This is a genomic window from Couchioplanes caeruleus, assembly GCF_023499255.1.
In the GTDB taxonomy this organism is placed as follows: Bacteria; Actinomycetota; Actinomycetes; order Mycobacteriales; family Micromonosporaceae; genus Actinoplanes; species Actinoplanes caeruleus_A.
Genome location: NZ_CP092183.1, coordinates 1,800,966 through 1,824,832 on the forward strand (window position 1 = coordinate 1,800,966; position 23,867 = coordinate 1,824,832).

The 23,867-nt window shown below is 72.4% G+C and carries 22 protein-coding genes and 1 pseudogene; 18 read left to right on the forward strand and 5 right to left on the reverse strand.

Annotated elements, in window-relative coordinates:
- Positions 1 to 7 precede the first annotated feature (7 nt).
- The 3 genes from COUCH_RS08540 (at position 8) to dapB (ending at position 3,058) form a co-directional block, all read left to right on the forward strand.
- On the forward strand, positions 8 to 1,339 hold the full coding sequence (locus tag COUCH_RS08540; RefSeq protein WP_430640902.1) for a M16 family metallopeptidase: 1,332 nt from the start codon (positions 8 to 10) through the stop codon (positions 1,337 to 1,339).
- Positions 1,340 to 1,422: 83 nt separating this feature from the next.
- On the forward strand, positions 1,423 to 2,301 hold the full coding sequence (locus COUCH_RS08545; protein ID WP_249613631.1) for a phosphatase PAP2 family protein: 879 nt from the start codon (positions 1,423 to 1,425) through the stop codon (positions 2,299 to 2,301).
- A gap of 4 nt (positions 2,302 to 2,305) precedes the next feature.
- A complete protein-coding gene (gene dapB / locus COUCH_RS08550; protein ID WP_249611529.1) occupies positions 2,306 to 3,058 on the forward strand; it encodes a 4-hydroxy-tetrahydrodipicolinate reductase in 753 nt (250 codons plus the stop codon).
- 4 nt (positions 3,059 to 3,062) lie between these two features.
- Here dapB and COUCH_RS08555 read toward each other — a convergent pair whose 3' ends face one another.
- Positions 3,063 to 3,617 (reverse strand): GNAT family N-acetyltransferase, encoded by a 555-nt coding sequence (locus COUCH_RS08555; RefSeq protein WP_249611530.1) that lies wholly within the window; start codon positions 3,615 to 3,617, stop codon positions 3,063 to 3,065.
- A gap of 10 nt (positions 3,618 to 3,627) precedes the next feature.
- The gene (locus COUCH_RS08560) at positions 3,628 to 4,134 is read right to left on the reverse strand and encodes a GNAT family N-acetyltransferase (RefSeq protein WP_249611531.1); all 507 of its coding nucleotides are present in this window, start codon (positions 4,132 to 4,134) and stop codon (positions 3,628 to 3,630) included.
- Between the two features lie 59 nt (positions 4,135 to 4,193).
- Here COUCH_RS08560 and COUCH_RS08565 point away from each other — a divergent pair, with 59 nt between their 5' ends.
- The 6 genes from COUCH_RS08565 to COUCH_RS08590 all read left to right on the forward strand — a co-directional run bounded on the left by COUCH_RS08565 (position 4,194) and on the right by COUCH_RS08590 (position 11,316).
- The gene (locus tag COUCH_RS08565; RefSeq protein WP_249611532.1) at positions 4,194 to 5,417 is read left to right on the forward strand and encodes a winged helix-turn-helix domain-containing protein; all 1,224 of its coding nucleotides are present in this window, start codon (positions 4,194 to 4,196) and stop codon (positions 5,415 to 5,417) included.
- Between the two features lie 40 nt (positions 5,418 to 5,457).
- Positions 5,458 to 6,171: a DUF2752 domain-containing protein gene (locus COUCH_RS08570; protein WP_430640903.1), complete on the forward strand. Its 714-nt coding sequence runs from the start codon at positions 5,458 to 5,460 to the stop codon at positions 6,169 to 6,171.
- A 662-nt stretch (positions 6,172 to 6,833) separates the two neighbouring features.
- Positions 6,834 to 7,730 carry a 4-hydroxy-tetrahydrodipicolinate synthase gene (gene dapA, locus COUCH_RS08575; RefSeq protein WP_249611533.1) on the forward strand — a complete coding sequence of 299 codons (897 nt, stop codon included), beginning with the start codon at positions 6,834 to 6,836 and terminating at the stop codon, positions 7,728 to 7,730.
- A 16-nt stretch (positions 7,731 to 7,746) separates the two neighbouring features.
- Positions 7,747 to 9,435, forward strand: a complete 1,689-nt coding sequence (locus tag COUCH_RS08580) for a ribonuclease J (protein ID WP_249611534.1) — start codon at positions 7,747 to 7,749, stop codon at positions 9,433 to 9,435.
- An 86-nt stretch (positions 9,436 to 9,521) separates the two neighbouring features.
- A complete protein-coding gene (locus COUCH_RS08585) occupies positions 9,522 to 10,829 on the forward strand; it encodes a S1 family peptidase (RefSeq protein ID WP_249611535.1) in 1,308 nt (435 codons plus the stop codon).
- 82 nt (positions 10,830 to 10,911) lie between these two features.
- A complete protein-coding gene (locus COUCH_RS08590) occupies positions 10,912 to 11,316 on the forward strand; it encodes a DUF2784 domain-containing protein (RefSeq protein ID WP_249611536.1) in 405 nt (134 codons plus the stop codon).
- On the opposite strand, the gene COUCH_RS08595 is transcribed toward COUCH_RS08590, so the two are convergent.
- A complete protein-coding gene (locus COUCH_RS08595; RefSeq protein WP_249611537.1) occupies positions 11,245 to 11,661 on the reverse strand; it encodes a YbjN domain-containing protein in 417 nt (138 codons plus the stop codon). The genes COUCH_RS08590 and COUCH_RS08595 overlap by 72 nt on opposite strands.
- An 86-nt stretch (positions 11,662 to 11,747) precedes the next feature.
- Between COUCH_RS08595 and COUCH_RS08600 the strand changes: the two genes are divergently transcribed.
- From COUCH_RS08600 to pspM, 7 genes and pseudogenes are all read left to right on the forward strand, one after another.
- Complete coding sequence (locus COUCH_RS08600) at positions 11,748 to 14,321, forward strand: FtsK/SpoIIIE family DNA translocase (RefSeq protein WP_249611538.1); 2,574 nt, start codon at positions 11,748 to 11,750, stop codon at positions 14,319 to 14,321.
- 66 nt (positions 14,322 to 14,387) lie between these two features.
- Positions 14,388 to 15,839: pseudogene (rimO, locus tag COUCH_RS08605) on the forward strand (30S ribosomal protein S12 methylthiotransferase RimO); the annotation flags it as partial.
- 125 nt (positions 15,840 to 15,964) lie between these two features.
- Positions 15,965 to 16,561: a CDP-diacylglycerol--glycerol-3-phosphate 3-phosphatidyltransferase gene (gene pgsA, locus COUCH_RS08610; RefSeq protein ID WP_249611539.1), complete on the forward strand. Its 597-nt coding sequence runs from the start codon at positions 15,965 to 15,967 to the stop codon at positions 16,559 to 16,561.
- Between the two features lie 38 nt (positions 16,562 to 16,599).
- The gene (locus tag COUCH_RS08615) at positions 16,600 to 17,097 is read left to right on the forward strand and encodes a CinA family protein (protein WP_249613633.1); all 498 of its coding nucleotides are present in this window, start codon (positions 16,600 to 16,602) and stop codon (positions 17,095 to 17,097) included.
- A gap of 170 nt (positions 17,098 to 17,267) precedes the next feature.
- The gene (locus tag COUCH_RS08620) at positions 17,268 to 17,747 is read left to right on the forward strand and encodes a helix-turn-helix domain-containing protein (RefSeq protein WP_249611540.1); all 480 of its coding nucleotides are present in this window, start codon (positions 17,268 to 17,270) and stop codon (positions 17,745 to 17,747) included.
- 499 nt (positions 17,748 to 18,246) lie between these two features.
- Complete coding sequence (locus COUCH_RS08625) at positions 18,247 to 19,101, forward strand: PspA/IM30 family protein (RefSeq protein ID WP_249611541.1); 855 nt, start codon at positions 18,247 to 18,249, stop codon at positions 19,099 to 19,101.
- A gap of 252 nt (positions 19,102 to 19,353) precedes the next feature.
- On the forward strand, positions 19,354 to 20,106 hold the full coding sequence (pspM, locus tag COUCH_RS08630) for a phage shock envelope stress response protein PspM (protein WP_249611542.1): 753 nt from the start codon (positions 19,354 to 19,356) through the stop codon (positions 20,104 to 20,106).
- A gap of 7 nt (positions 20,107 to 20,113) precedes the next feature.
- Here pspM and COUCH_RS08635 read toward each other — a convergent pair whose 3' ends face one another.
- Both COUCH_RS08635 and COUCH_RS08640 read right to left on the reverse strand, forming a co-directional pair.
- Positions 20,114 to 20,905, reverse strand: coding sequence for a DNA-formamidopyrimidine glycosylase family protein (locus tag COUCH_RS08635; protein WP_249611543.1), 792 nt, complete (start codon positions 20,903 to 20,905; stop codon positions 20,114 to 20,116).
- A 43-nt stretch (positions 20,906 to 20,948) separates the two neighbouring features.
- The gene (locus COUCH_RS08640; RefSeq protein WP_249611544.1) at positions 20,949 to 21,734 is read right to left on the reverse strand and encodes an SAM hydrolase/SAM-dependent halogenase family protein; all 786 of its coding nucleotides are present in this window, start codon (positions 21,732 to 21,734) and stop codon (positions 20,949 to 20,951) included.
- A 93-nt stretch (positions 21,735 to 21,827) separates the two neighbouring features.
- Here COUCH_RS08640 and COUCH_RS08645 point away from each other — a divergent pair, with 93 nt between their 5' ends.
- Entirely contained in the window at positions 21,828 to 22,757 is a 930-nt protein-coding gene (locus COUCH_RS08645; protein WP_249611545.1) for an LLM class F420-dependent oxidoreductase, read from the forward strand.
- Positions 22,758 to 22,862: 105 nt separating this feature from the next.
- Positions 22,863 to 23,411, forward strand: coding sequence for a GNAT family N-acetyltransferase (locus COUCH_RS08650; RefSeq protein WP_249611546.1), 549 nt, complete (start codon positions 22,863 to 22,865; stop codon positions 23,409 to 23,411).
- Positions 23,412 to 23,867: the final 456 nt, after the last annotated feature.

A 23,867-nucleotide genomic window follows, 5' to 3' on the forward strand; every position in this document is an offset into this window, starting at 1 on the left:
GCCACAGATGACAGTGAACAACCGCGGGCCGGCCGAAAGGCCGGCCCGCGTCATGACAAAGACCCTGCAGGACGGCGTACGCCGTACAGTCCTGCCCAGTGGTCTGCGCATCGTGACCGAGGCGATCCCGACCACCCGCAGCGCTGCGCTCGGCGTGTGGGTGGGGGTGGGCTCCCGCGACGAGACCCCGACGCTCTCCGGTGCCTCGCACTTCCTCGAGCACCTGCTCTTCAAGGGCACCGAGAAGCGTTCGGCCCTCGACATCTCCGCCGAGATCGAGGCCGTCGGCGGCGAGACCAACGCCTTCACCACGAAGGAATACACCTGCTACTACGCGCGGGTGCTCGACGCCGACCTCCCGCTCGCCGTGGACGTGATCTGCGACGCCGTGGCCAACTCGGTGCTCGCCCCCGCCGACGTGGAGACCGAGCGCGGGGTCATCCTCGAAGAGATCGCCATGCACGACGACGAGCCCGGCGACGAGGTCCACGACGTCTTCACCGAGGCCCTCTTCGGGGCGGACACCCCGCTCGGGCGGCTGATCTCGGGCACCGAGGCGACCATCTCGCCGATGACCCGTACGCAGATCCACCGCTTCTACCGCAGCCGGTACAAAGCCTCGAACATCGTCATCACCGCCGCGGGCAACCTCGAGCACGGCAAGGTGGTCCGGCTCATCCGGCGCGCGCTGGCCGGGACGCCGCTGGACGGCCCCGGGGAGCCCGGCGGCCTGCGCCCGGCCGCCCGGCACCGGATCAAGCCGCCCACCACGGTGGTCCGCAACCGCGACACCGAGCAGGCCCACCTCGTGCTCGGCTGCGAGGGCATCGGCCGGCTCGACGAGCGCCGGTTCGCCCTCGGCGTGCTCAACAACGTGCTCGGCGGTGGCATGTCCAGCCGGCTGTTCCAGGAGATCCGGGAGAAGCGCGGGCTCGCGTACTCGGTCTACTCGTACGGCAGCCAGTACGCCGACGCGGGCGTCTTCGCGGTCTACGCCGGCTGCGCCCCGGGCAAGGCCGAGGAGGTGCTCGCGCTGATCCGCGCCGAGCTCGCCACGGTCGCCACCGAGGGCGTCACCGCTGCCGAACTGGCCCGCGGCAAGGGCATGGTCAAGGGCTCGTACGTCCTCGGCCTCGAGGACACCGGCTCGCGGATGAGCCGGCTGGCCAAGTCCGAGCTGCTCTACGGCGACCTGATGAGCGTCGACGAGCTGCTCGCCGAGGTGGACGCGGTCACCCTCGAGCAGGTCAACGGGCTCGCCGCCGACCTGCTCGCCAAGCCCATGTCGCTCGCCGTGGTCGGCCCGTTCGACGACGGCGCGTTTTCGCCCGCCCGCTAGCCTGGGACGCCGTGACCATCCTCAGTCCCCCTGAAATCGACGAGACGGGCGTCGCCGACCGCCGCAAGCGCCGCGCGGTCGCGATGCTCGTCTGGGCGGCGCTGTTTGCGGTCGGCACGTACTTCATCGGCGTGCCGACCAGCGACCCGCTGATCGCGTTCGGCTGGCTGTGGCTGGCCACCATCGCCTGGCGCATCGACCTGCCATGGCGGCACCACCTGCTGTTCCTGCGCGACTGGCTGCCGATCTCGCTGCTGCTCGTCGTCTACAACGTCTCCCGCGGATACGCCGACGACTTCTTCGACCCGCACGTCACGGAGATGATCAACGCCGACAAGGCCATCTTCGGCGGCCACGTCCCGACCGTCTGGCTGCAGGAACACCTCTACCAGCAGGGCGTCGTGCAGTGGTGGGAGGTCGTGGTCTCCCTCGTCTACGTCTCGCACTTCCTGGCCGTACCGACCATCGGGGTGATCCTCTGGCTGCGCCGGCGCGAGCAGTGGGCGCGGTTCATGCGCCGCTGGTTCACGCTCAGCGTCGCCGGGCTGATCACGTACTTCCTCTATCCGGCCGCGCCGCCGTGGTGGGCCGCGAAGTTCGGGTATCTCACCGAACCCGTCGCGCGGATCTCCACCAACGGGTGGAACGCCATCGGCCTGCACAGCGCCGGGAACACCCTGAACGCGCTGCAGGTGGAGGCGTCCAACCCGGTCGCGGCGATGCCGTCGCTGCACACCGCGTACGCGCTGATGGCCGTCGCCTTCTTCCTGCCCATGGTGGCTCGCCGGTGGTGGCCGCTGCTGCTCGCGTACCCGCTGGCGATGACGTTCACGCTGGTCTACTCCGGTGAGCACTACGTGATCGACGTGCTGGTCGGGTGGGCGTACGTGGCGGCCGTGTTCCTGCTGGTCGGCGCCGCCGAGCGGTGGTGGCGGGCGCGGCAGGCGCGTGCAGTAAATTGACCGCGTGACTGACGAGCGTGAACCGGTCCGGGTCGGTGTCCTCGGTGCCCGCGGCCGCATGGGCCTCGAGGTGTGCAAGGCGGTCGACGCGGCCGACGACCTCCAGCTGGTCGCGCGGCTCGACCAGGGCGACCAGCTCGCCGACGCCGCCCACGCCCGGGTGCTCGTCGACTTCACCACCCCCGACGCGGTCATGGACAACCTGCGCTGGGCGATCGACCAGGGCATCCACATGGTCGTCGGCACCAGCGGGTTCTCCGAGGAGCGTCTCGAGCAGGTGCGCTCCTGGCTGGCGGAAGAGCCCGGCGTCGGCGTGATCGTCGCGCCCAACTTCGGCATCGGCGCGGTCCTGATGATGCAGTTCGCCACCCGAGCGGCCCGCTACTTCGAGTCGGCCGAGATCATCGAGCAGCACCACCCGCGCAAGCTCGACGCGCCCAGCGGCACGGCGTCGCACACCGCGCGGCTCATCGGCGCGGCCCGCGCCGAGGCCGGCCTCGGCCCGATGCCGGACGCCACCAAGGAGGAGATGGCCGGCGCGCGCGGCACCGAGATCGACGGGGTGCGCATCCACGCCGTCCGGGCCGCGGGTCTGGTGGCCCACCAGGAGGTCCTCTTCGGTACGCAGGGAGAGACGCTGACCATCCGCCACGACAGCCTGGACCGGGTCTCGTTCATGCCGGGCGTGCTGCTGGCGGTGCGTGCCGTCGTCTCGCGGCCGGGCCTGACGATCGGGCTCGACCCGCTGCTCGACTGACCCGCTACAGCGCGGCGTGCAGCCGGAGCTGGTTGACCAGCATGTCGTCCACGTCCAGCGCGCGGGCGGCACCGTCGGGCTCCCAGCCGGCCGAGGTCAGGAACTTCTTCATCGCCTCGTCGGCGTCGTACGCCCACGCCACCGCGGACGTGAAACCGTCCTCGCGCCACAGGTCGACGACCGCCGACAGCAGGCGGCTGCCGTGCCCGCGGCGGCCCCACCGCGGCTCGACCAGCAGGTCGGTGACCGCCGCGACGCTGTCCGGCAGCGGCGGCTCCTCGGGCGCCAGCGCCTGCTCGTCGGCGGGGCCGGCCGCCGCGAAGCCGACGACCGTGTCCGCCGTCGCGGTCTGCTCCACGGCGATCAGCACCCGGTGCCGCCCGGAGGGCGCCGCCTCGATCGCCTCGGCCCAGCCCCGGGTGAGGTAGGCCTCGTCGAGGCTCGCGAGCACGTGCGCCGGGAACATCCGGCGGTACGCGGTGCGCCACGTGGTCAACTGAATGCGGGCGACCTCCGCGGCGTCCTCGGGACGGGCGGGGCGGACGAAGCCGAGAGCCATGCGGGGCAGCCTACAGAGCCTTCGCGTAGCGCAGTTCGGGCAGATCCACTGTTGTGCCGCGGGGCCGCCACAGATCCCTCTCACCGTCGGGGTGCAGGCCCGCGCGCTCATAGAATCGGCGCGCCCGGTGGTTCTCCTCCAGGACGAACAGCCGCATGTCCGGATACATGCCGGACAGCTCCCGTTCGGCCGCCGCGATCAACGCGCGGCCCGCGCCAGTGTTCCACCGTTCGGGCGCGACGTAGAGGGCGTAGAGCTCGCCGTGCGCGGGGTTCCGGCTGCCGTCGTCCTCCCTGTACGGCCCGATGTGGGCGAAGCCGATGATCGTGTCGTCCTCGACCGCCACCAGCGTCGTCCCGTGCTCGTCCTCACGGCGGCGGGCGGCGAACACCTCGGGCTGCAGCGCGTCGAGGAACTCTGCGGGGACGATGCCGGCGTAGGCGATCTGCCAGGTGCGCAGATGCACGGCGGCCACCGTGTCGATGTCGGCGTCGGTCTGGGGGCGGATGACGAGCATGCCTCGATCCTCGCCGACTCCGCGGTTTTTGTCGTACCCCTGGATTAGCGTGCTCGTCGATGGCCGTACCGGAATCTCTCTCAGTCGCGCAGGCCCGGCGCATCGCGCTGGCCGCGCAGGGCTTCACCGACCCCGCGCCCGGCGGGGCCACCGACCTGCGCCACCTGCGCCGCGTCCTGCGCCGCCTGCACCTCATCCAGATGGACTCGGTCAACGTGCTGCAACGGGCGCACTTCATGCCGCTCTACAGCCGTCTCGGGCCGTACGATCCGGGTCTGCTGGAGCGGGCCGCCTACCGCAGACCCCGCGAGCTCTTCGAGTTCTGGGGGCACGAGGCGTCGCTGATCACCGTCGACCTGCAACCGCTGTTCCGCTGGCGGATGGAGCGCGCGAAGGACTACGCGTGGGGCGGCATGGTGCGCATCGCCACCCAGCAGCCGGAGCTCGTCGCCCGCGTCCTCGCCGAGGTCCGCGACCGCGGCCCGATCACCGCCGCCGAGATCGAGCACGACGCGCCGCGTACCAAGGACCACTGGGGCTGGAACTGGTCCTCGGTCAAACAGGCCCTCGAGTGGCTCTTCTACACCGGCCAGATCACGGCGGCCGAACGCACCACGTCATTCGCCCGGCGCTACGACCTGCCCGAACGCGTCCTGCCCCGCGAGGTCCTGAACACGCCGACGCCCGCGCCGCAGGACGCCTTCCGCGCGCTGGTCGAGATGTCGGCCCGTTCCCTGGGCGTCGCGGCCGAGCCGGAGCTGCGCGACTACTTCCGGCTCCCGGTCGCGGGCTTCCGGCAGGCGGTGGCCGAGCTCATCGAGGACAAGGTGCTGCTGCCGGTGACGGTCCGCGGCTGGAAGGGCCCGACGTACGTACACCACGAGGCAAGACTGCCCCGCTGGGTGCGCGCGGCGACGCTGGTGAGCCCGTTCGACCCGCTCATCTGGGAACGCGCCCGCACCGAGCGCCTCTTCGACATGAACTACCGCATCGAGATCTACGTGCCCGCCGCCCAGCGCCTGTACGGCTACTACGTGCTGCCGTTCCTGCTCGGCGACCGGTTCGCCGCCCGCCTCGACCTCAAGGCGGACCGAAAGGCGGGCGTGCTCCAGATCCCGGCGGCCTGGCTGGAGCCCACCGCCGACCAGGAGGAGACGGCCGGCGCGCTCGCGCTCGAGCTGCGGCGGCTGGCCGGCTGGTTGGGCCTCACCGACATCGCCCCACCCCAGCGCGGCGACTTCGCCGGCCCGCTCACCGAGGCGCTCAAGCTGGCGGCGTCATGACCGCTCCGGGCATGCCGCACGGTGTCCTCACCGGTGTACCGTGGCGGCCATGAGCAGCGCGACCGAGCCGGTGGCTCCCCTCGCCGCGGACCCGTCGCAGCCGGCCGCCTCCGAGCCCGGCTCCCTCCCGTCAGGCTCTCTTCCGGCGGCCGCTGTCTTGTCCGGCTCCCGTTCGTCGGGCGCTGTCTCCGCCGGCTCTTTGCCGCCGGGTGTTTTCGCACCGGGCGCCCCCGGGCCGGAGTCCTGGCAGTCGGACGGGCAGCCCGTGCCGGCGTGGGCGGGTCACCCGCACTACCAGCAGCCCCAGCAGGACCGCGTCACCCGCTTCATCCAGCGCAGCTGGCGCAACTCCCCGCTCTGGGTCGCCCCGACGGCGATGCTGGTCTGCATGGCCGGCGCGGTCGGCTACACCCTGGCCACCCACCCCACCGAGGCCAACGCCGGCGCGGCCCCCAGCTGCCTGCTCAAGTACACGACCGGCTTCGTCTGCCCGGGCTGCGGCGGCACCCGCGCGGCCTGGTACCTCCTGCACGGCGACATCCCGGCGGCGGCCCGCCACCACGCCCTGTTCGTCTTCGCGGTCCCGTTCCTGCTCTACATGTACGTCGCCTGGGCCGGGAAGCGCCTGTTCAACTGGAAACTTCCGGAACTCACCCTGTCCCCGGGCGTGATCGGCGCGTTCATTGCCGTCTGGGGCGTCTTCAGCGTCCTCCGCAACCTTCCCTGGGCACCCTTCACCGCCTTCTACGTCTGACCCCACCCGCACCGACGACCGCAGCCCCGGAATCAGCCGGAAGCCCGCTCCGCCGAGGCCCGGCAGCCCGACAAGCCGCAGCGCGACAAGCCGCAGAGCGGCACCGGCGGTGCGTCCAGCGGCGGAGCGTTATGACCGACGGGCGGACACACGGAGCGTGCTGCGACGAGCGGCAAGACGCCGCAGTGCAGCAGTGCAGCAGGGCAGCAGGCGGCATCCTGCTCCGGCCGGCGGCGGAGGTCGCAGCTCTCGACTCGGTGGGCCCGGCGGCACGAGCGGCGGAGCGGGCCGGCGACGTAACGACAGATCTCAGGCGCGCGGCGTGACGGTTCTGAGTGTGCGGCTTAGCGGTTTTGAGTGCGCGGGCCCGGCGGGTCGCAGCGCGGTGAACGGCGTAGACAGCTCTGGCGACGGAGCCCGCGGAACGGCTCGGCAAGAGCGGCGGCGTGGCGAAGCAATCGCACGCGGAGTGACCACAACGGCTTCGGGGGCGGGGATCGCCTCACGCAGGGATCAGGCCTGACCGCCCGGAGTGAGGCGATCCCCGCCCCCGAAGCCCACCCTCGACCCCAAGCGCCCAGACAGCCCGGAAACGAGGCCCGACCACCCCAGGGGGAGCAGCCCGAGAGCACCACCCCACCACGTCCGATAAGTTGTTCGGTATGACGCAGGACCCCTCCCGCCCCTTCGGCCGTCTAATCACGGCCATGGTGACCCCGTTCGCCGCGGACGGTTCGCTCGATGCGGACGGGGCCGGTGCCCTCGCCACGTACCTGGTGGATGAGCAGCGGCATGATGCTCTTGTCATCAGTGGGACCGGTGGGGAGTCACCCACCACCACCGACGCCGAGAAGGAGACCCTGCTGCGGGTCGTCGTCGAGGCCGTCGGGGACCGGGCGAAGATCATCGCCGGGGTGGGGACGAACAACACCGCGCACACGGTCGAGCTGGCTCGCGCCGCCGAGAAGGCGGGGGCGCACGGGTTGCTGGTCGTGACGCCGTATTACAACAAGCCGCCGCAGGCCGGGCTGGTGAGGCATTTCACCACGGTCGCCGACGCGACCGGGTTGCCCATTCTGCTGTACGACATCCCGCACCGCTCCGGCGTGCCGATCGCGACCGAGACGCTGGTCCGGCTCGCCGAGCACCCCACCATCGTAGGCGTGAAGGACGCGAAGGGTGATGTCGCCGCCACGGCCGACGTGCTGCGGCGGACCGATCTGGCGTACTACTCCGGCGAGGACGCCTCCACGCTGCCGTGGCTGTCCGTCGGGGCGGTCGGGGTCGTCGGCACCTCGACGCACTTCGTCGGGGTGCAGACCAAGGAGATGATCGAGGCGTACGAGCGGGGCGACGTGGCCGCGGCTCTCGGGCTGCACCGCCGGCTTCTGCCGATCTACACCGGGATCTTCCGGACGCAGGGCACGATCCTCGTGAAGGCCGGCCTCAGGGTCCGGGGCCTTCCGGCCGGTCCCGTCCGTCCGCCGCTCGTCGACGCCACCGACGCCGAACTGAACCAGCTGCGCCAGGACGCCCGAGCGGCCGGCGTGGACCTCTGACAACGGAAAGAAACACATGAGCCAAGCGCACGTCGAGCTCGATCCGCCCCCGCCGCTGCCGGAGGGCGCCCTGCGGGTGATGCCGCTGGGCGGTCTCGGCGCCATCGGGCGCAACATGACCGTCTACGAGTACGACGGGAAGCTGCTGGTCGTCGACTGCGGCGTGCTGTTCCCCGACGTGGAGCAGCCGGGCGTGGATCTGATCCTGCCGGACTTCGCCCCGATCCTCGATCGGCTGGACGACGTGCAGGCGATCGTGCTCACCCACGGGCACGAGGATCACATCGGCGCGGTCCCGTACCTGCTCGCCCACAAGCCGGACATCCCGCTGGTCGGGTCCGAGTTCACGCTGGCGCTCGTCGAGGCGAAGCTGGCGGAGCGTCGGCTCGACCCGTACACGTTGACCGTGCGGGAGGGTGGCCGGGAGCGGCTCGGGCCGTTCGAGTGCGAGTTCTTCGCGGTGAACCACTCGATCCCGGACGCGCTGGCCGTGGCCGTGCGCACGCCGGCCGGCCTGGTGCTGCACACCGGCGACTTCAAGATGGACCAGGTGCCGCTGGACGGACGGATCACCGACCTGGCGGGGTTCGCCCGGCTCGGCGCCGAGGGCGTGGACCTGCTGCTGTCGGACTCGACGAACGCGGAGATCCCCGGGTTCGTGACGCCGGAGCGCGACATCGGCCCGGTGCTCACCTCGATCTTCGGCAAGGCCCGGGGCCGGGTCATCGTGGCCAGTTTCGCCTCGCACGTGCACCGCGTGCAGCAGGTGATGGACGCCGCGTACGAGTACGACCGCAAGGTCGCGCTGATCGGCCGGTCGATGGTCCGCAACATGGGCATCGCCCGCGATCTGGGTCTGCTGCGCATCCCGGACGGGCTGCTGGTGAGCCTGGACGAGGCGACGAACCTGCCGCCGGACGAGATCGTGTTCATGTCGACGGGCTCGCAGGGTGAGCCGATGAGCGCGCTGGGGCGGATGTCGACCGGCGATCACCGGCACATCACGATCGCCCCCGGCGACACGGTGGTGCTGGCCAGTTCGCTGGTGCCGGGCAACGAGACCTCGGTGTACCGGGTGATCAACCAGCTGGCCCGGGCCGGCGCGACGGTCGTGCACAAGGACACCGCGAAGGTGCACGTGTCGGGGCACGCCCCGGCCGGTGAGCTGCTGTACCTGCTCAACGTCGTACGCCCGAGCAACCTGATGCCCGTGCACGGCGAGTGGCGGCACCTGCGCGCCCACGCGCAGCTCGGCATCGAGTCGGGCGTCGCACCCGACCGGGTCGTCCTCTGCGAGGACGGCGACGTCGTGGACCTGGTGGAAGGGCACGCCCGGCATGTGGGCCGGGTCAAGAACCGCTACGTGTACGTGGACGGCCTCGCGGTGGGCGACGTGAGCGAGTCGCTGCTGACCGAGCGCCGGATCCTCGGCGACGGCGGGTTCATCTCCGCCACCGTGGTGATCGACTCGGTCACCGGCAAGGTCGTCGGCGAGCCCAGCGTCAGCGCGAAGGGCTTCTCGGAGGACCCGGAGGCGTTCAGCCCGGTGATCCCGTTGCTCACCGCCGCCCTGCACCGCTCGGCGGAGGAGGGCATCACCGACACGCACCAGTTGCAGCAGGTCGTGCGCCGTACGGTGGGCCGCTGGGTGAACGACGCGTACCGCCGCCGGCCCATGATCGTCCCCACCGTGGTCGAGGTTTGACCATTTTTTGAACTGTTCCCGGCTCGCCCTCGTATCGATGAGCACGGTGCCGCCCCCACGGCACCGCGATGCGAGGGGAGTACCGAATGCAGCGCAGAACGGTTGTCGCGATCGCGGCGACGGTGACGGCGGCGGGCGCGGCGGTGGCGTTCACGCTGCCGTCGATGGCGGGCACGAACCCGTCCCGGCCCGCCGTGGCCCAGCCGGGCGGCGTGGCCCCGCAGCTGCTTGCCGCGATGAAGCGGGACCTGGGCGTCAGCGCCGACGAGGCCACCGCCCGGGTGCAGCGGGCGAAGTGGGCCAGCGGTGTCGCGGCCCAGCTGCGCAGCACCTCGGGTGACTCGTACGCCGGCTCCTGGCTGGCCAAGGACGGCACCACGCTGAACATCGGGATCACCGACCCGGCGCTGGCCGGCCAGGTCCGGGCCGCGGGCGCGCAGCCGAAGCTGGTGCAGCGCAGCGTCGCCCAGCTGGACAGCGCCAAGAAGGCGCTGGACACGACCGCGACGAAGGCCGACCGGGACCTGCCCGGCTGGTACGTGGACGTCGCCGCGAACCAGATCGTGGTGAAGGCGCTGCCGGGCGACGCGGACCACGCGTGGGATCTCGTCGCGGACGCCGGGCTGCCGAAGGCCGCCGTCAAGGTCGTCACGGTCAAGAGCGCCCCGCGGCCGCTGGCCGACGTGGTCGGCGCGCAGCCGTACTTCATCAACCTGGGCAACGCTCAGGCCCGGTGCTCGATCGGCTTCGCGGTCGAGGGCGGTTTCGTCACCGCCGGCCACTGCGGCGCGGAGGGTACGCGGACCACCGACCTGGACGGGCAGGCCCAGGGCCAGGTCGTGGCGTCGGTGTTCCCCGGCAACGCCGACATGGGCGTGGTGCAGACCGGCGCGAACGTGGAGCTGCAGCCGTTCGTCGACGACTTCCGCGGCAACGCGCTGCCCGTCGGCGGCGCCACGGAGTCCCCGGTCGGCGCGGCGGTGTGCCGTTCCGGCTCCACCACCGGTACGCACTGCGGGACGATCCTGTCGAAGAACGAGACGGTCAACTACCCGGAGGGCCAGGTCACCGGCCTGACCCGGACGAACGTCTGCGCCGAGGGCGGCGACTCCGGCGGCCCGTGGTTCTCCGGCGACCAGGCGCAGGGGGTCACCTCGGGCGGCTCCGGCGACTGCACGGTCGGCGGTGAGACGTTCTTCCAGCCGATCACCGAGATCCTCGAGACGAACAACCTGACGCTGCTCACCACCGGCGCGGGTGGCTCCGGCGGGGGAGCGACCCCGCCGCCCGCCGAGGCGACCACCGCCCCGCCGGCCGCGGCGACCACCCCGCCGGCCGGCAACGGCCAGCAGCAGGGCGGCGGCCACCACCACCGGCACCGCCACAACAACTGACGTTCCAGCGGTCCCAGACGTGCCGCCCGCGTAGGTCATCCTCCGTCCTACGCGGGCGGCGCTGCGTCGCTACCGTGGAGGCGTGGGATACACGCTGATGATCGTCTTCGCCGTGGCGGCGCACTACGCGTTCCTGGCGTTCGGGATCTTCGGCGGCTTCCTGGCGTGGCGCTGGCCGCGCCTGCTCTGGCTGCAGGTGGCCGCGGCCCTGTGGCTGCTGGTCATCGTCGTGGCCAAGCTCTACTGCCCGCTGACCTGGCTGCAGGACCGGGGCCGGGAAGGGCTCGGCAAACCCCCGCTGCAGGGCGGCTTCCTCGACAACTACGCCGCCGGGGTGTTCTACCCGCACGGGTACGAGTGGGTGGCGCAGATCGTGGTGGCCGTGCTGGTCGTGACCTCGTGGACGGGTTTAGTCCTACTGCAGCGCCGCCACCGCCTCGGCCAGCTCGACGCCCGTGGCGATGCCGCAGATCATCACCTGGTCTAGCTGCTGCGGCGTGACGCCGTGCTCGAAGTCGGCGCCCACCTCGCCGACCACGTGCACCACGCCGTCGTCGCCGGTGTGCACGTACGCCTTCGGCCAGAGCCGGTCGTGGTTCCAGGCGTTGCAGAACGCGTACAGCCGGGGCACGTCGTCGGTGCTGAACTCCGGATGCGTCAGCGCCCTGACCTGGAAGATCTCGCGGTTCTTACCGAGCCGGAAGAAGAAGACGAGGCAGCCCTGCCAGGTGCCGCCGATGTCGCCGTCGTCGTCGACGAAGTGGCTGAAGTCTCGGGCCTGGAGTGCCGCGACGATCATGTCGTGGCTCAGCGGCTGCAACTGCTCGGGCATTCGTTGATCCTAAACGGGCGAAAAAGCGAATCCTGGTCACGGTGCGGCGCGCGGGGTCGCGGGCGCCACGCCGTTACGGTATGGGCATGGCGGGCCGTACTCCTCCGGCGAGCCGGGGTCGCACCGCGTCCAAGGGCGGCGCCGCGTCGGCGCGCGCCCGTCAACCGGTCAGCAAGGCGGCGGCCGCTCCGGCCCGCAAGGCCACGACCAGTCGTAAGGCCGCGCCCGCGCGCAAGGCCGCGCCGCGCCCTCGGGCCCGCAGCGCCACCCGCGCCCGGCCCAGCGTCGGCTCGGCGGTGGCCGGCGGCCTCGGCCGCGGCGTCGGCGCTCTGTGGATGGGCGTCGCGCACAGCGTCGGCTGGGTGGCCCGCGGCGTCGGCCGCCAGGCCGCCACCGCCAAGGAGATCGATCCGGAGCACCGCCGCGACGGCGCCGGCCTGCTCATGCTCGGCCTCGCGATCCTCATCGGCGTCGCCGTCTGGGCGGGCTCCGCCGGGCCGGTGGGCACGTGGCTCGCCGACGCCGTACGCCTGTTCCTCGGCGGCCTCGGCGTCCTGCTTCCGCTGCTGCTGCTGTACGGCGCGATCCGATTCATGCGCAAGCCCGCCGACCCGGAGCACCGGGGCCGGTCGGTGGTGGGCTGGAGCGCGCTGCTGATCGCCACCGCGAGCCTGCTGCACATCGCGGAGCAGCCCCGCGACGACGTCGGCCTGACCAACGCCGGCGGGCTGGTCGGGTACGGCGTCGGCGCGCTGCTCGAGCGCGCGGTGACCGCGTGGGTCGCCGTACCGTTGCTGATCCTGCTCTTCGTCTTCGGTCTGCTCGTCATCACCGCGACGCCGATCAACAAGATCCCGGAGCGGCTGCTGCTCCTGGCCGACGTGCTGCTGGGCCGGTCCACGGCCCGCGCGCCGCTGCGCCCGCCGGAGCTGCCCGACCTCGGCGACGAGGAGCCGGTCGACGACGAGGAGGAGCCGAAGCGCCGCCGGCCCGCCCGCCGCCGCCAGGGCGCGCTCGCCGACATCGGGCTCGCCCCGGAGGAGGGCGACGGCCTCGAGGACGAGATCCTGCACGACACGGTCGCGCTGCCGCGGGCCGCGAAGCTTCCGGCCAGCCGCAAGGCGCCGGAGCCGCCCGAGCACTCGCCGCTGCCCACGCGCGCGGAGCAGCTGGAGATCTCCTCGGTGCCCGGCGACTACCGGCTGCCGCCGCCCACGCTGCTCGGCAAGGGCACGCCGCCGAAGTCCCGCAGCCGTGCCAACGACGAGATCATGGCCGCGCTCACCGGCGTCTTCGACCAGTTCAACATCGACGCGCAGGTCGTCGGCTTCACCCGCGGTCCGACCGTCACCCGCTACGAGGTCGAGGTCGGTCCCGGCGTCAAGGTCGAGCGGATCACCCAGCTGTCCCGCAACATCGCGTACGCGGTGAAGTCGCCCGACGTGCGCATCCTCTCGCCGATCCCGGGCAAGAGCGCGGTCGGCGTGGAGATCCCCAACACCGACCCGGAGAACGTGTCGCTGGGCGACGTGCTGCGCTCGCGGGCCGCGGCCGCCGACCACCACCCGATGCTGGTCGCGCTCGGCAAGGACATCGAGGGCGGCTTCGTCGTGGCCAACCTGGCCAAGATGCCGCACATCCTCATCGCGGGCGCCACCGGCGCCGGCAAGTCGTCCTGCCTCAACTCGCTGCTGGTGTCGATCCTCACAAGGGCCACCCCGGACGAGGTACGGCTGCTGCTGGTCGACCCCAAGCGGGTGGAGATGACCGCGTACGAGGGCATCCCGCACCTCGTCACGCCGATCGTCACGAACCCGAAGAAGGCGGCCGACGCCCTCGAGTGGGTCGTGCGCGAGATGGACATGCGCTATGACGACCTCGCGGCGAACGGCGTACGGCACATCGACGACTTCAACCGCAAGGTGCGCAGCGGCGAGATCACGGCGCCGCCGGGCAGCGAGCGGGTCATGAAGCCGTACCCGTATCTGCTGGTCATCGTCGATGAGCTCGCCGACCTGATGATGGTGGCTCCGCGCGACGTCGAGGACTCGGTGGTACGCATCACCCAGCTGGCCCGTGCGGCCGGCATCCACCTGGTGCTGGCCACCCAGCGGCCCTCGGTGGACGTGGTCACCGGCCTGATCAAGGCCAACGTCCCGTCCCGCCTCGCGTTCGCCACCAGCTCGCTGGCCGACTCCCGGGTCATCCTCGACCAGCCCGGCGCGGAGAAGCTGCTGGGCCGCGGTGACGGCCTGTTCCTGCCGATGGGCGCCTCCAAGCCGGTCCGCATCCAGGGCGCCTGGGTGGACGAGAAGGAGATCGCCGACGTCGTCAAGTTCTGCCGGGACCAGCGCGAGCCGGAGTTCCGCGAGGACGTCACCACCCCGGTCGCGAACAAGAAGAAGGAGATCGACGAGGAGATCGGCGACGACCTCGACGTGCTGCTCCAGGCGATCGAGCTCGTGGTCACCTCGCAGTTCGGCTCGACGTCGATGCTGCAGCGCAAGCTGCGGGTGGGCTTCGCCAAGGCCGGCCGCCTGATGGACCTCATGGAGACCCGGGGGATCGTCGGTCCGTCCGAGGGCTCCAAGGCCCGCGAGGTGCTGATCAAGCCGGACGAGCTGGAGGCGACGCTCGCCACGCTCCGGCTGGACGACTGAGCCGGTTGTCCACAGGCAGCCATGCGGGCGACGCCGCGCCCGGGAGGCTGCCGGTAACCTTGTCGGGTGTCTGTGACTCCCCCTGTTCGCCGTGTCGCTCTGCTCACCCTCGGCTGTGCCCGTAACGAGGTCGACTCCGAGGAGCTCGCCGCCCGCCTCGACGAGGGCGGATGGCAGGTCAGCACCGACGCCGAGGGCGCCGACGTGGTGGTCGTGAACACCTGCGGCTTCGTGGAGAAGGCGAAGCAGGACTCGATCGAGACGCTGCTCGCCGCCGCCGACACCGGCGCCAAGGTGGTCGCGGCCGGCTGCATGGCCGAACGGTACGGGCGGGAGCTGGCGGAGAGCCTGCCCGAGGCGCAGGCCGTGCTGGGCTTCGACGACTACACCGACATCGCCGCCCGGCTCGACGGCGTGCTGGCGGGGGAGCGGTTCGACTCGCACACCCCGCGCGACCGCCGGGAGCTGCTGCCGCTCACCCCGGTCAACCGGCAGGCCGCCAAGGTCGTCGTCCCGGGGCACGCGACCGTCGACGAGCACACCCCCGCCCACCTGCGCAAGGTGCTGCGCCGGCGGCTCGACACCGGGCCGGTCGCCAGCCTGAAGCTCGCCAGCGGCTGCGACCGCCGGTGCTCGTTCTGCGCGATCCCCGCGTTCCGGGGCGCGTTCGTCTCCCGCGACCCGCAGGAGCTGCTCGCCGAGGCGGAGTGGCTGGCCGGCACGGGTGTGCGGGAGCTGGTGCTGGTCAGCGAGAACAGCACGTCGTACGGCAAGGACCTCGGCGACCCGCGCGCGCTGGAGAAGCTGCTGCCCCAGCTCGCGGCCATCGACGGCATCGTGCGGGTCCGGGCCAGCTACCTGCAGCCCGCCGAGACCCGGCCGGGCCTGGTCGAGGTCATCGCCACGACGCCCGGGGTCGCCGCGTACTACGACCTGTCGTTCCAGCACTCCAGCGAGCCGGTGCTGCGCCGGATGCGCCGGTTCGGCTCCACCGACCGCTTCCTGCAGCTGCTCGCCTCGGCCCGCGCGCTGGCGCCCGAGGCGGGGGCGCGCAGCAACTTCATCGTCGGCTTCCCGGGCGAGACCCGGCAGGACGTCGACGAGCTGGTGCGCTTCCTGACCGAGGCCCGCCTCGACGCCATCGGCGTCTTCGACTACAGCGACGAGGACGGCACCGAGGCCGCGGGCCTGTCCGGCAAGGTGCGCGAGGACACCATCAAGCGCCGGTACGCGCGGATCAGCGACCTCGCCGACGAGCTGTGCGCCCAGCGTGCGGAGGACCGTCTCGGCACGTTCGTGGACGTCCTCGTGGACACGGTCGGCGCCGGGGAGATCGAGGGCCGCGCGGAGCACCAGGCCCCCGAGGTCGACGGCTCCACGACGCTGGTGGCCGGCGACGCCGGGGTGGACCTCGCGGCGCTGCGCCCGGGCGACCTGGTCCGGGCCCGCGTCACGGGCACCGAGGGCGTCGACCTGGTCGCCGTGCCGGTGGAGATGATCTCGGCGGCGAGCCGGGTGCCCGGGTCACGCGCCGCCGGTTCCGCGGCCGCGCCTCCCGGGGCCGTCGCCGCTTCCGCGCCCGGGCCCTCCGGGGCCGTTGCCGCTCCGGTGGCGGGGGCGGCGCCCGTGCCGACGGCCGCGCCGTGACCGACGAGCCGGTGCCGGTGACAACGCCCAGGCCGGTGCCGCTGAACAACCCGGCCAACCTGCTGACCGTCATCCGCATCGGGCTCGTACCCGTCTTCGTGGTGCTCGTCGTGATCTCGGCGATGACCGAGCCGAGCTGGCGCATGGTGGCCTGCCTGACCTTCTGTGTGGCGTCCGCCACGGATTTCGCCGACGGCTGGATCGCGCGCCGCTACCACCTGGTGACGTCGTTCGGCAAAGTGGCCGACCCCATCGCCGACAAGGCCCTCACCGGGAGCGCGCTCGTGCTGCTCTCGGCGTACGACCGGCTGTCGTGGTGGGTGACCGGGCTGATCCTGCTCCGGGAGTGGGGCGTGACGGCATTGCGCTTCTGGGTGATCCGATACGGCATCATCCCGGCCAGCCGAGGTGGGAAACTGAAGACGGCGCTGCAGATCGCGGCGATCGCCTGGTTCCTGTGGCCGGTGCCCGAGCCGTTCGACGCGGTCGGCACCGTGCTCATGGTGGCGGCGCTGCTGGTCACCGTGGTCACGGGAGCGGACTACGTGTTGCAGGCCGTACGCATCCGCAGAGAGGCAGCCGGCAGAGGGTGAGCACCAACGGTTCGGACACCAACCACATCGACGTCGGCATGGACACCGGGGTGACCGCGGCCGCCGCCGTGCACGAGCTGGTCGAGCGGCGGCAGACGGTCGCCGTGGCGGAGTCGCTCACCGGCGGCCTGCTCGCGGCCACCTTCGTCGAGATCCCGGGCGTCAGTTCCGTGTTCCGCGGCGGCCTGGTCGTGTACGCCACGGACCTCAAGCACTCGCTCGCGGGCGTACCGGAAGAGCTGCTGGCCGACCGCGGACCGGTGGACCGCGACGTGGCCCAGGCCCTCGCCGAGGGCGCGCGGGCGCGCTGCGGGGCCGACTGGGGCCTGGCCACCACCGGCGTCGCCGGCCCCGAACCCCAGGACGGCAAACCCGTCGGGATGGTTTTCATCGCGGTGGCGGGCCCGGCGGGCGCCGTCGTCCGTGAGCTCTCGCTGAGCGGCTCACGCAGCGCGATCCGGCACGAGACGATGACGTCGGCCTTCGCGCTCCTCGTCGATGAGCTGCGCAAAGTCGGCGCGGGAATGCGTCGCTGACGAGCCCGGTTGATCATCGGCGGTGACGTGTGCCACCAGTCCCGGGGGAAGACGTCCGTTCCCGGGAGTCCCGGAAATCGGCGGGGCAGGATGTCGCTGTGGTCCACAGCGGGTACGGTTGCGGGAAGCCTCCGGCGGCTGCCGGCGGCCCCGCCGCAGGAGGAGGTGCCATGGTCCTGCTACGCCGGGTTATCGGTGACGCACTTCGGGCGCGCAGGCAGGGACAGCACCGCACGCTGCGTGAGGTGTCGACCGCCGCCAACGTCAGCCTGGGATATCTCTCCGAGATCGAACGTGGCCAGAAGGAAGCATCCAGCGAGCTGCTCGCCGCGATCTGTGAGGCCCTCGGCGCCCGCCTGTCCGAGGTGCTCGGCGAAGTGAGCGACACCCTCGCCCTCGCCGAGGACATGGACGGCGTGCTGGTGCCGGTCGAGCCCACCCCGGTCGAGTCCGCCGGCGCGGGCGCCGCACCGGTCCCGCAGCCCGCAGCGACCGCGGTCAAGAGCGCGGCCGCCGCGAAGGCAGCCGAGGCCGCCGCGGTCCGCCAGGTCACCACGGACGGGGCCGTCTCGGTCTCCGTACGCCAGGACACCCCGCTCAAGGCCACACTGCGCACGCGCCGCAAGCGGGAAGTCATCTACGCCGCCTGAGCGAGGTCCGGTCTTTCCTCCGGGGGCGGGGGTGGGGCCGGAATCCCGTTCTGCCGCCCTGCGGCGGTCCGGCCCCGTTCGCCGTGCGCTGCGCCGGGTCGCGCCGCGAGGCCTTGCCGGTCCGTTTCTCGCGCCGCGAGGCCTTGCCGGTCCGTTTCTCGCGCCGTGCATTGCCGCGGGCCGTCGCCGCCTCGCCGCATTGCCGCCGCGCTGCGTTGCCGGCTCACCCCCGTGCTGCGTTGCTGCCATGCCGCCGCGCCCGCGTTGCTGCCTCGGCCTTTCGGCTGCCAGGTGCGGCGGTGGCGGCGTCGCCGGAACGGCGATCGGCGCGTAGCCTCGACGTGGGGGATCCCCCTGGAACACCCTGAGATCCCCCCGAGGTCACGTGACGCCGGTAGCGAGGAGCTGACACGATGGAGCCCGCGCCATCGTGAGAGACCCCTCGGGCCCCGCGTCGGTGGCGCGTCCGATGCAGCGACATTGAGGGGATACCGCGGATATGGCGAACCCGTTCGTCAAGGGCTGGCGTTACATGATGGCGCTCTTCGGCGCGAAGATCGACGAATACGCCGACCCGAAGGTGCAGATCCAGCAGGCCATCGAGGATGCCCAGCGGCAGCACCAGGCGCTCGTGCAGCAGGCCGCGGCCGTCATCGGCAACCAGCGCCAGCTCGAGATGAAGCTGTCGCGGCAGATGTCCGAGGTCGAGAAGCTGCAGGGCATGGCGCGCCAGGCGCTGGTCCTCGCCGACCGGGCCCGCGCGGGCGGCGACGAGGCCGAAGCCCAGAAGTACGAGTCCACCGCCCAGACGCTCGCCACCCAGCTGGTCTCCGGCGAGCAGTCGATGGAGGACCTGAAGACCCTGCACGACCAGGCGCTCTCCGCCGCCGGGCAGGCCCGCAAGGCGGTCGAGAACAACGCGATGGTGCTCCAGCAGCGCATCGCCGAACGGTCCCGCCTGCTCAGCCAGCTCGAACAGGCCAAGATGCAGGAGACCGTCGCCAAGTCGCTCGAATCCATGTCGTCGCTGGCGGCGCCCGGCAACACCCCGTCGCTCGACGAGGTACGCGACAAGATCGAGCAGCGCTACGCCAACGCGATGGGCCGCGCGGAGCTGGCCTCCAACTCCGTCGAGGGCCGCATGCTCGAGGTGCAGAAGTCCAGCCTCGACATGGCCGGCTCGTCGCGCCTCGAGCAGATCCGCGCCAGCATGGCCGGCGAGAAGCTCGGCAGCGCACCGGCCCAGCCGGCGGTCGAGCAGGCCCCGGCGGCGGACCCGGCGAGCGTCGCCCGCCTCGACGAGATCCGGGCCAGCATGAACAGCAAGCGCGGGGACACGACCGCGGCCGGCTGACCGGCTCCCGCCCGGCCGGCCCGGCGGTTGACCGGCCGGCCCGGCGGTTGACCGGCCGGCCGGAGGCTGACCGGTCGGCCCGGCGGTTGACCGGTCCGCCGCGAGTAGGCGGGCAGACCTGGGTAGCGGGCCGCGGCGCAGTTCGGGCCGCGGCTCCGCTCACCGGGCCGACCGGGCGCATCCGACGGCCGGCTCCGGGTGGACGGTGGGGCGAGACGGCGGCGTGTGTCGGCGGGACGGAAGGAGCGGACGGTGGACGAGCGGACCAGGTACTTCCGGCGGCTCAAGCGGCTGCGGGGTTCCGCGCGGCGGTGGAGCGTCATCGGCGGGGGCCTCACCGCGGCCACCGTGGTGCTCACGCCGTACGCGGGGATCGGGATCGCCGACGCCGTCTGGGCCGCCTCCGCGGGTGCTTCCGCGGCCCTCGCCTGGTGGCGCTGGCAGGACCACCGCGAGCTCGCGGCGACCCCCGCCCCGCCACCGGCCCTGCCGGGCCAGCGCCTGATCTCCGCGGTGGAACGCCTCCCGGCCGGCCGCCAGGTCATCCAGGAGGTACGCCGGCAGCGCAACCGGTACGCGGTCCGCGGCTCCGCGGTGGCGCAGACCTGGGACCGCCTCGACCGCGCGTCCACCACCCTGGAGGCGCTGGCCGGCCGGCTGACCGGCCCCGGCGAGGGTGCGGTCCTCGAGGCGGCCGTGGCCGAGCAGTGGCTGCGCGACCTGGGCCAGCGGGTGGCGGGTGTCGAGCGGGCGCTGCCCCTCACACCCCCGGACCGCCGCGCGACGCTCCAGCAGTCCCACGAGAGCCTGGCGCACCAGTTCAGCGACGGTGTGGCAGCGTTCGAAGGCCTCGTGGCCGCCGCGGCCAGCTATGTCGCCGAGGACGGGCACCCCGTCGCGGACGCCCACCCCGCACTTGCCGGCCTGGCCGACGCCACCGACCGGCTCCGGGGGATCGCCGAGGGGCTGTCCGAGCTGCGGCGCCCGTCGACTCCGGCCGCCTGAGAGTCCCTCAGGGCTTCGGTTCGGGCTGGCAGCGCGGACACCAGTACGTGACCCGGTCTTCCTGCTCCGCTTTCTGGATCGCCGTACCGCAGCGGCGGCACGGTTGTGCTCTGCGGCCGTACACGTAGCTGGTCTGGCCTTTGCGCAGTGAGCCCGTTGTCGTCTGCGTCCAGCGGCCGCGGTTGGACGCCACGAGCTTCTGCGCCATCTTGACGGTGCCGGTCAGGTCTTTCACCTCGGATACCGGCGTCCACGGCCAGAGGCCCCGCAGGAACAGCGTCTCCGCCTTGTACAGGTTGCCGACGCCGGCCAGGTTCCGCTGGTCGAGCAGGGCTTCGGCGATGCTGGCCCCGGGCTGGGCGGCGATGCGGCGTACGGCCTCGTCCGGGTCCCAGTCGGCTCCCAGCAGGTCCGGGCCGAGATGGCCGACCAGCGAGTCCTCGGCGGCGGTGGGGACCAGCGTCACCTCGTGCAGGTGGTAGCCGACCGCCACCGAGCGTTTGGTCGACAGCACGACGCGGATCAGGTACGCGGGCCGGCCCGTCCAGCGTTCGCCGGGTGCGTACGCCCGCCACGCGCCGTCCATGCGCAGGTGCGAGTGCAGGGTCATGGCCTGGTCGTCGCGGGTGAGGCGGAGCAGGAGGTGTTTGCCGCGGCTGGCCGACTCGGTGACAGTCCAGCCGGTGAGGTCGGTCGTCGCGAGCCGGGGCACGCGGAAGTCGGAACCGGTGAGGACGTCGCCGGTGAGGGCTCGTTCCAGGACGCGGGCCGTGTTCCAGACGGTGTCACCCTCGGGCATGGTGTCCATCCTGCCCCGCCGACGAGCGGCGCAATCATCACCGCTAGCGTTCGGCGATCCTCAGCATGTCGCCGGGGCGGACCGACAGGACCACCACCGCGCGGCCGCCGTTGACCGCCACGGCGACGCGACCGGCGGAGTCCTCGTACACGATCAGCTCGCCCGGGCCGGCGTCGCCGAAGGTCTGGGCCCGCCGGGCCTTGACGTTGCCGACCAGCAGCTCCGGCCCGAGCCCGCTCAGCATCGAGCCGCCCGCCGCGAGCTGCACATTGCCGAACCGGTCGACGGTCACCACCTCGGCCTCGAGCCAACCGTCGCCGACCGCCACGACCGGGTCGGCCAGCCGGACCACCGTGGCGGGATCGACGGCGGGGCCGGCCTCGCTCAGCGGGGCGCCCAGCGCCAGGCGGGCGGCGACGGGCGAGAAGATGTCGCGGCCGTGGAACGTGCGGGAGACGTCGCCGAGGAACCACTCCTCGTTGGCCAGCTCCACCACCGTCTCCAGGCCGCCCAGCGCCTCGGCGGCCCAGACCAGCAGGCCGTTGTCCGGGCCGACGAGGATGCCGTTGGGCGTGCCGACGGCGATGCCGCGCCGGTCGGTGCCGACCCCCGGGTCGACCACGGCGACGTGCACGGACGGCGGCAGGTGCGGCGCGGTCTGCGCGAGCACCGCGGCTCCCCGCGCCACGTCCGCCGGCGGCACGTGGTGTGTGACGTCGATGACACGTACGTCCGGAGCGAAGCGAGCGATCACCCCGTGACAGGCGGCGACGAACCCGTCGAAAGTGCCGTAGTCCGTGGTGAGGCTGATCCATCCATAGGCGCCCATGGGCGTTTACGTTACTTCGTCGGCACGCTGCGTGTGCGCCGGGGCGGCTCCGCCTCCCCGGGGCGTGTCGTCCGGTCTGGCAGATTTGGGGCCATGCGTCTCGTCATCTTCACCGAACCTCAGCAGGGCGCCGGGTACGACGACCTGCTCCGGGTCGCCCAGCTCGCCGAGGAAGCCGGCTACGACGGCTTCTTCCGCTCCGACCACTACCTCGCGATGGGCGGCGACGGCCTGCCCGGCCCGACCGACGCGTGGGTGACCCTGGCCGGCCTGGCCGTGCAGACCTCCCGCATCCGCCTCGGCACGCTGGTCACCTCGGCGACGTTCCGGCTGCCCGGCCCGCTCGCCATCAGCGTCGCTCAGGTCGACGCGATGAGCGGCGGACGGGTCGAGCTGGGGCTGGGCGGTGGCTGGTTCGAGGCCGAGCACACCGGGTACGGCATCCCGTTCCCGCCGCTGGGCGAGCGCTTCGACCGCCTCGAGGAGCAGCTCGAGATCGTCACCGGGCTGTGGACCACCCCGCTGGGCGAGCGCTACAGCTTCGACGGCAAGCACTACCAGCTCGTCGACTCCCCGGCCCTGCCGAAACCGGTCCAGTTGCCGCGCCCGCCGATCATCGTGGGCGGCGCGGGGAAGAAGCGCACCCCGGCGCTCGCCGCCCGCTACGCGGACGAGTTCAACACCCCGTTCGCCAAGATCGAGGACATCGCGGGCATGATCGATCGGGTACGCGAGGCGTCGGCGACGATCGGCCGTACGAGCCCGCCGGCGTTCTCCGCCGCAGCTGTCCTCTGCGTGGGCCGTGACGACGCGGAGGTGGCCCGCCGAGCCGCGGCGATCGGCCGAGAGGTCGAGGAGATGCGCGGCAACGGCGGCATCGTGGGCACGCCGGACCAGGTCGTGGACATCCTCGGCCGGTACGCCGAGGCCGGCGCGACCCGGATGTACCTGCAGACGCTGGACCTGAGCGACCTCGACCAGATCGAGCTGGTCGCCGGCACGGTGGCGCCGCAGCTGCTCTGACGCCCTTTCGTTCTGCTCATTGCGCCCCGTCCGGTTACTCAACCGGGCGGGGCGGAATGTGTCAGGTTGGTGTTGTTGCCGGTCTAGATCGTAAAGTCGCGAACCGTGGAGATTGTCACCGCGCGGCTGGCTTTGCGCCGGCCCGCACCCAGCGACGTCGACGCGATGTTCGAGATCCACAGCAACCCGGACTGTTGCCGCCACAACCCGTCGGACCTGCTGACCGATCGCGAGGACGCGAAGCGCCTCTTCCTGCGCTGGGACGACCACTGGCGGCGGCACAGCTTCGGCTACTGGGTGGCCGCCGCGCGGGACGCGGGGGCGGTGCCCGGCGCCGGGCCGGGAGCGACGGTCGGCTTCTGCGGCCTCAGGTTCGTGCGCTTCCGTGAACGGGAAGTCCTGAACCTCTTCTATCGCCTCGACCCGGCCTACTGGGGCACCGGCCTCGCCACGGAGGCCGCGGACGCGGTGGTGACGTGGGCCGGCGAGCACCTGCCGGAGTGGCCGATCCTCGCCCGGGTACGCCCGGAGAACGTCCCCTCGCAGAAGGTGGCGGTGCGGGCGGGGCTGAGCCGGGCGAGTCATCTGGATGAGCCGGGCGAGGACGGCCCGGACTGGATGTACACGATCCGCTGGCCCGCCGCGGGCAGCTGACGGGCGCCGCTGCAAGGTGAAGGCAAGCCGGCGCCGGTCCCGAGAGCGACGTCGCGGCGCACGGCGGCAGCGGACGGTGGTACGGCGCGGTGAGCGGGCGACGGCAGCGGACGCCGGCGCCCGGCGGCGAGCGCGCGCTGCGGCGGACGGAAGCCCCCGGCGTGAGCCGGTGGCGGTGGCGGTGGCGGACCGTAGCGACGCGCGGTGATGGGGTGTCGCCGCCGTGAGCGGGTGATGGCGCGGGCGGCGAACCGTGAGCGCGGCGCGGTGAACGGGCGGCGGTGCGCGGCGCCGCGGTGACAGGACGGCAGCGCAGCACGGCCCGGGACCGGCGGCTCCGGCGCGGCGGAAGAACGGCGGCCTGGCGGCGCGGCGAGAGAGCGGCGGTGCGGCAGCGCGGGAGGAACAGCGGCGGCGCGGCGGAAGGACGGCGGCCTGGCGGCGCGCGAGCAAGAG

Bases quoted from the DNA above. Each gene is read 5' to 3' on its own strand.
- COUCH_RS08540 (WP_430640902.1), top strand. From the start codon at position 8: ATGACAGTGAACAACCGCGGGCCGGCCGAAAGGCCGGCCCGCGTCATG.
- COUCH_RS08545 (WP_249613631.1), top strand. From the start codon at position 1,423: ATGCTCGTCTGGGCGGCGCTGTTTGCGGTCGGCACGTACTTCATCGGC.
- COUCH_RS08555 (WP_249611530.1), bottom strand. From the start codon at position 3,617: ATGGCTCTCGGCTTCGTCCGCCCCGCCCGTCCCGAGGACGCCGCGGAG.
- COUCH_RS08560 (WP_249611531.1), bottom strand. From the start codon at position 4,134: ATGCTCGTCATCCGCCCCCAGACCGACGCCGACATCGACACGGTGGCC.
- COUCH_RS08565 (WP_249611532.1), top strand. From the start codon at position 4,194: ATGGCCGTACCGGAATCTCTCTCAGTCGCGCAGGCCCGGCGCATCGCG.
- dapA (WP_249611533.1), top strand. From the start codon at position 6,834: ATGACGCAGGACCCCTCCCGCCCCTTCGGCCGTCTAATCACGGCCATG.
- COUCH_RS08580 (WP_249611534.1), top strand. From the start codon at position 7,747: ATGAGCCAAGCGCACGTCGAGCTCGATCCGCCCCCGCCGCTGCCGGAG.
- COUCH_RS08585 (WP_249611535.1), top strand. From the start codon at position 9,522: ATGCAGCGCAGAACGGTTGTCGCGATCGCGGCGACGGTGACGGCGGCG.
- COUCH_RS08595 (WP_249611537.1), bottom strand. From the start codon at position 11,661: ATGCCCGAGCAGTTGCAGCCGCTGAGCCACGACATGATCGTCGCGGCA.
- COUCH_RS08600 (WP_249611538.1), top strand. From the start codon at position 11,748: ATGGCGGGCCGTACTCCTCCGGCGAGCCGGGGTCGCACCGCGTCCAAG.
- COUCH_RS08615 (WP_249613633.1), top strand. From the start codon at position 16,600: ATGGACACCGGGGTGACCGCGGCCGCCGCCGTGCACGAGCTGGTCGAG.
- COUCH_RS08620 (WP_249611540.1), top strand. From the start codon at position 17,268: ATGGTCCTGCTACGCCGGGTTATCGGTGACGCACTTCGGGCGCGCAGG.
- COUCH_RS08625 (WP_249611541.1), top strand. From the start codon at position 18,247: ATGGCGAACCCGTTCGTCAAGGGCTGGCGTTACATGATGGCGCTCTTC.
- COUCH_RS08635 (WP_249611543.1), bottom strand. From the start codon at position 20,905: ATGCCCGAGGGTGACACCGTCTGGAACACGGCCCGCGTCCTGGAACGA.
- COUCH_RS08640 (WP_249611544.1), bottom strand. From the start codon at position 21,734: ATGGGCGCCTATGGATGGATCAGCCTCACCACGGACTACGGCACTTTC.
- COUCH_RS08645 (WP_249611545.1), top strand. From the start codon at position 21,828: ATGCGTCTCGTCATCTTCACCGAACCTCAGCAGGGCGCCGGGTACGAC.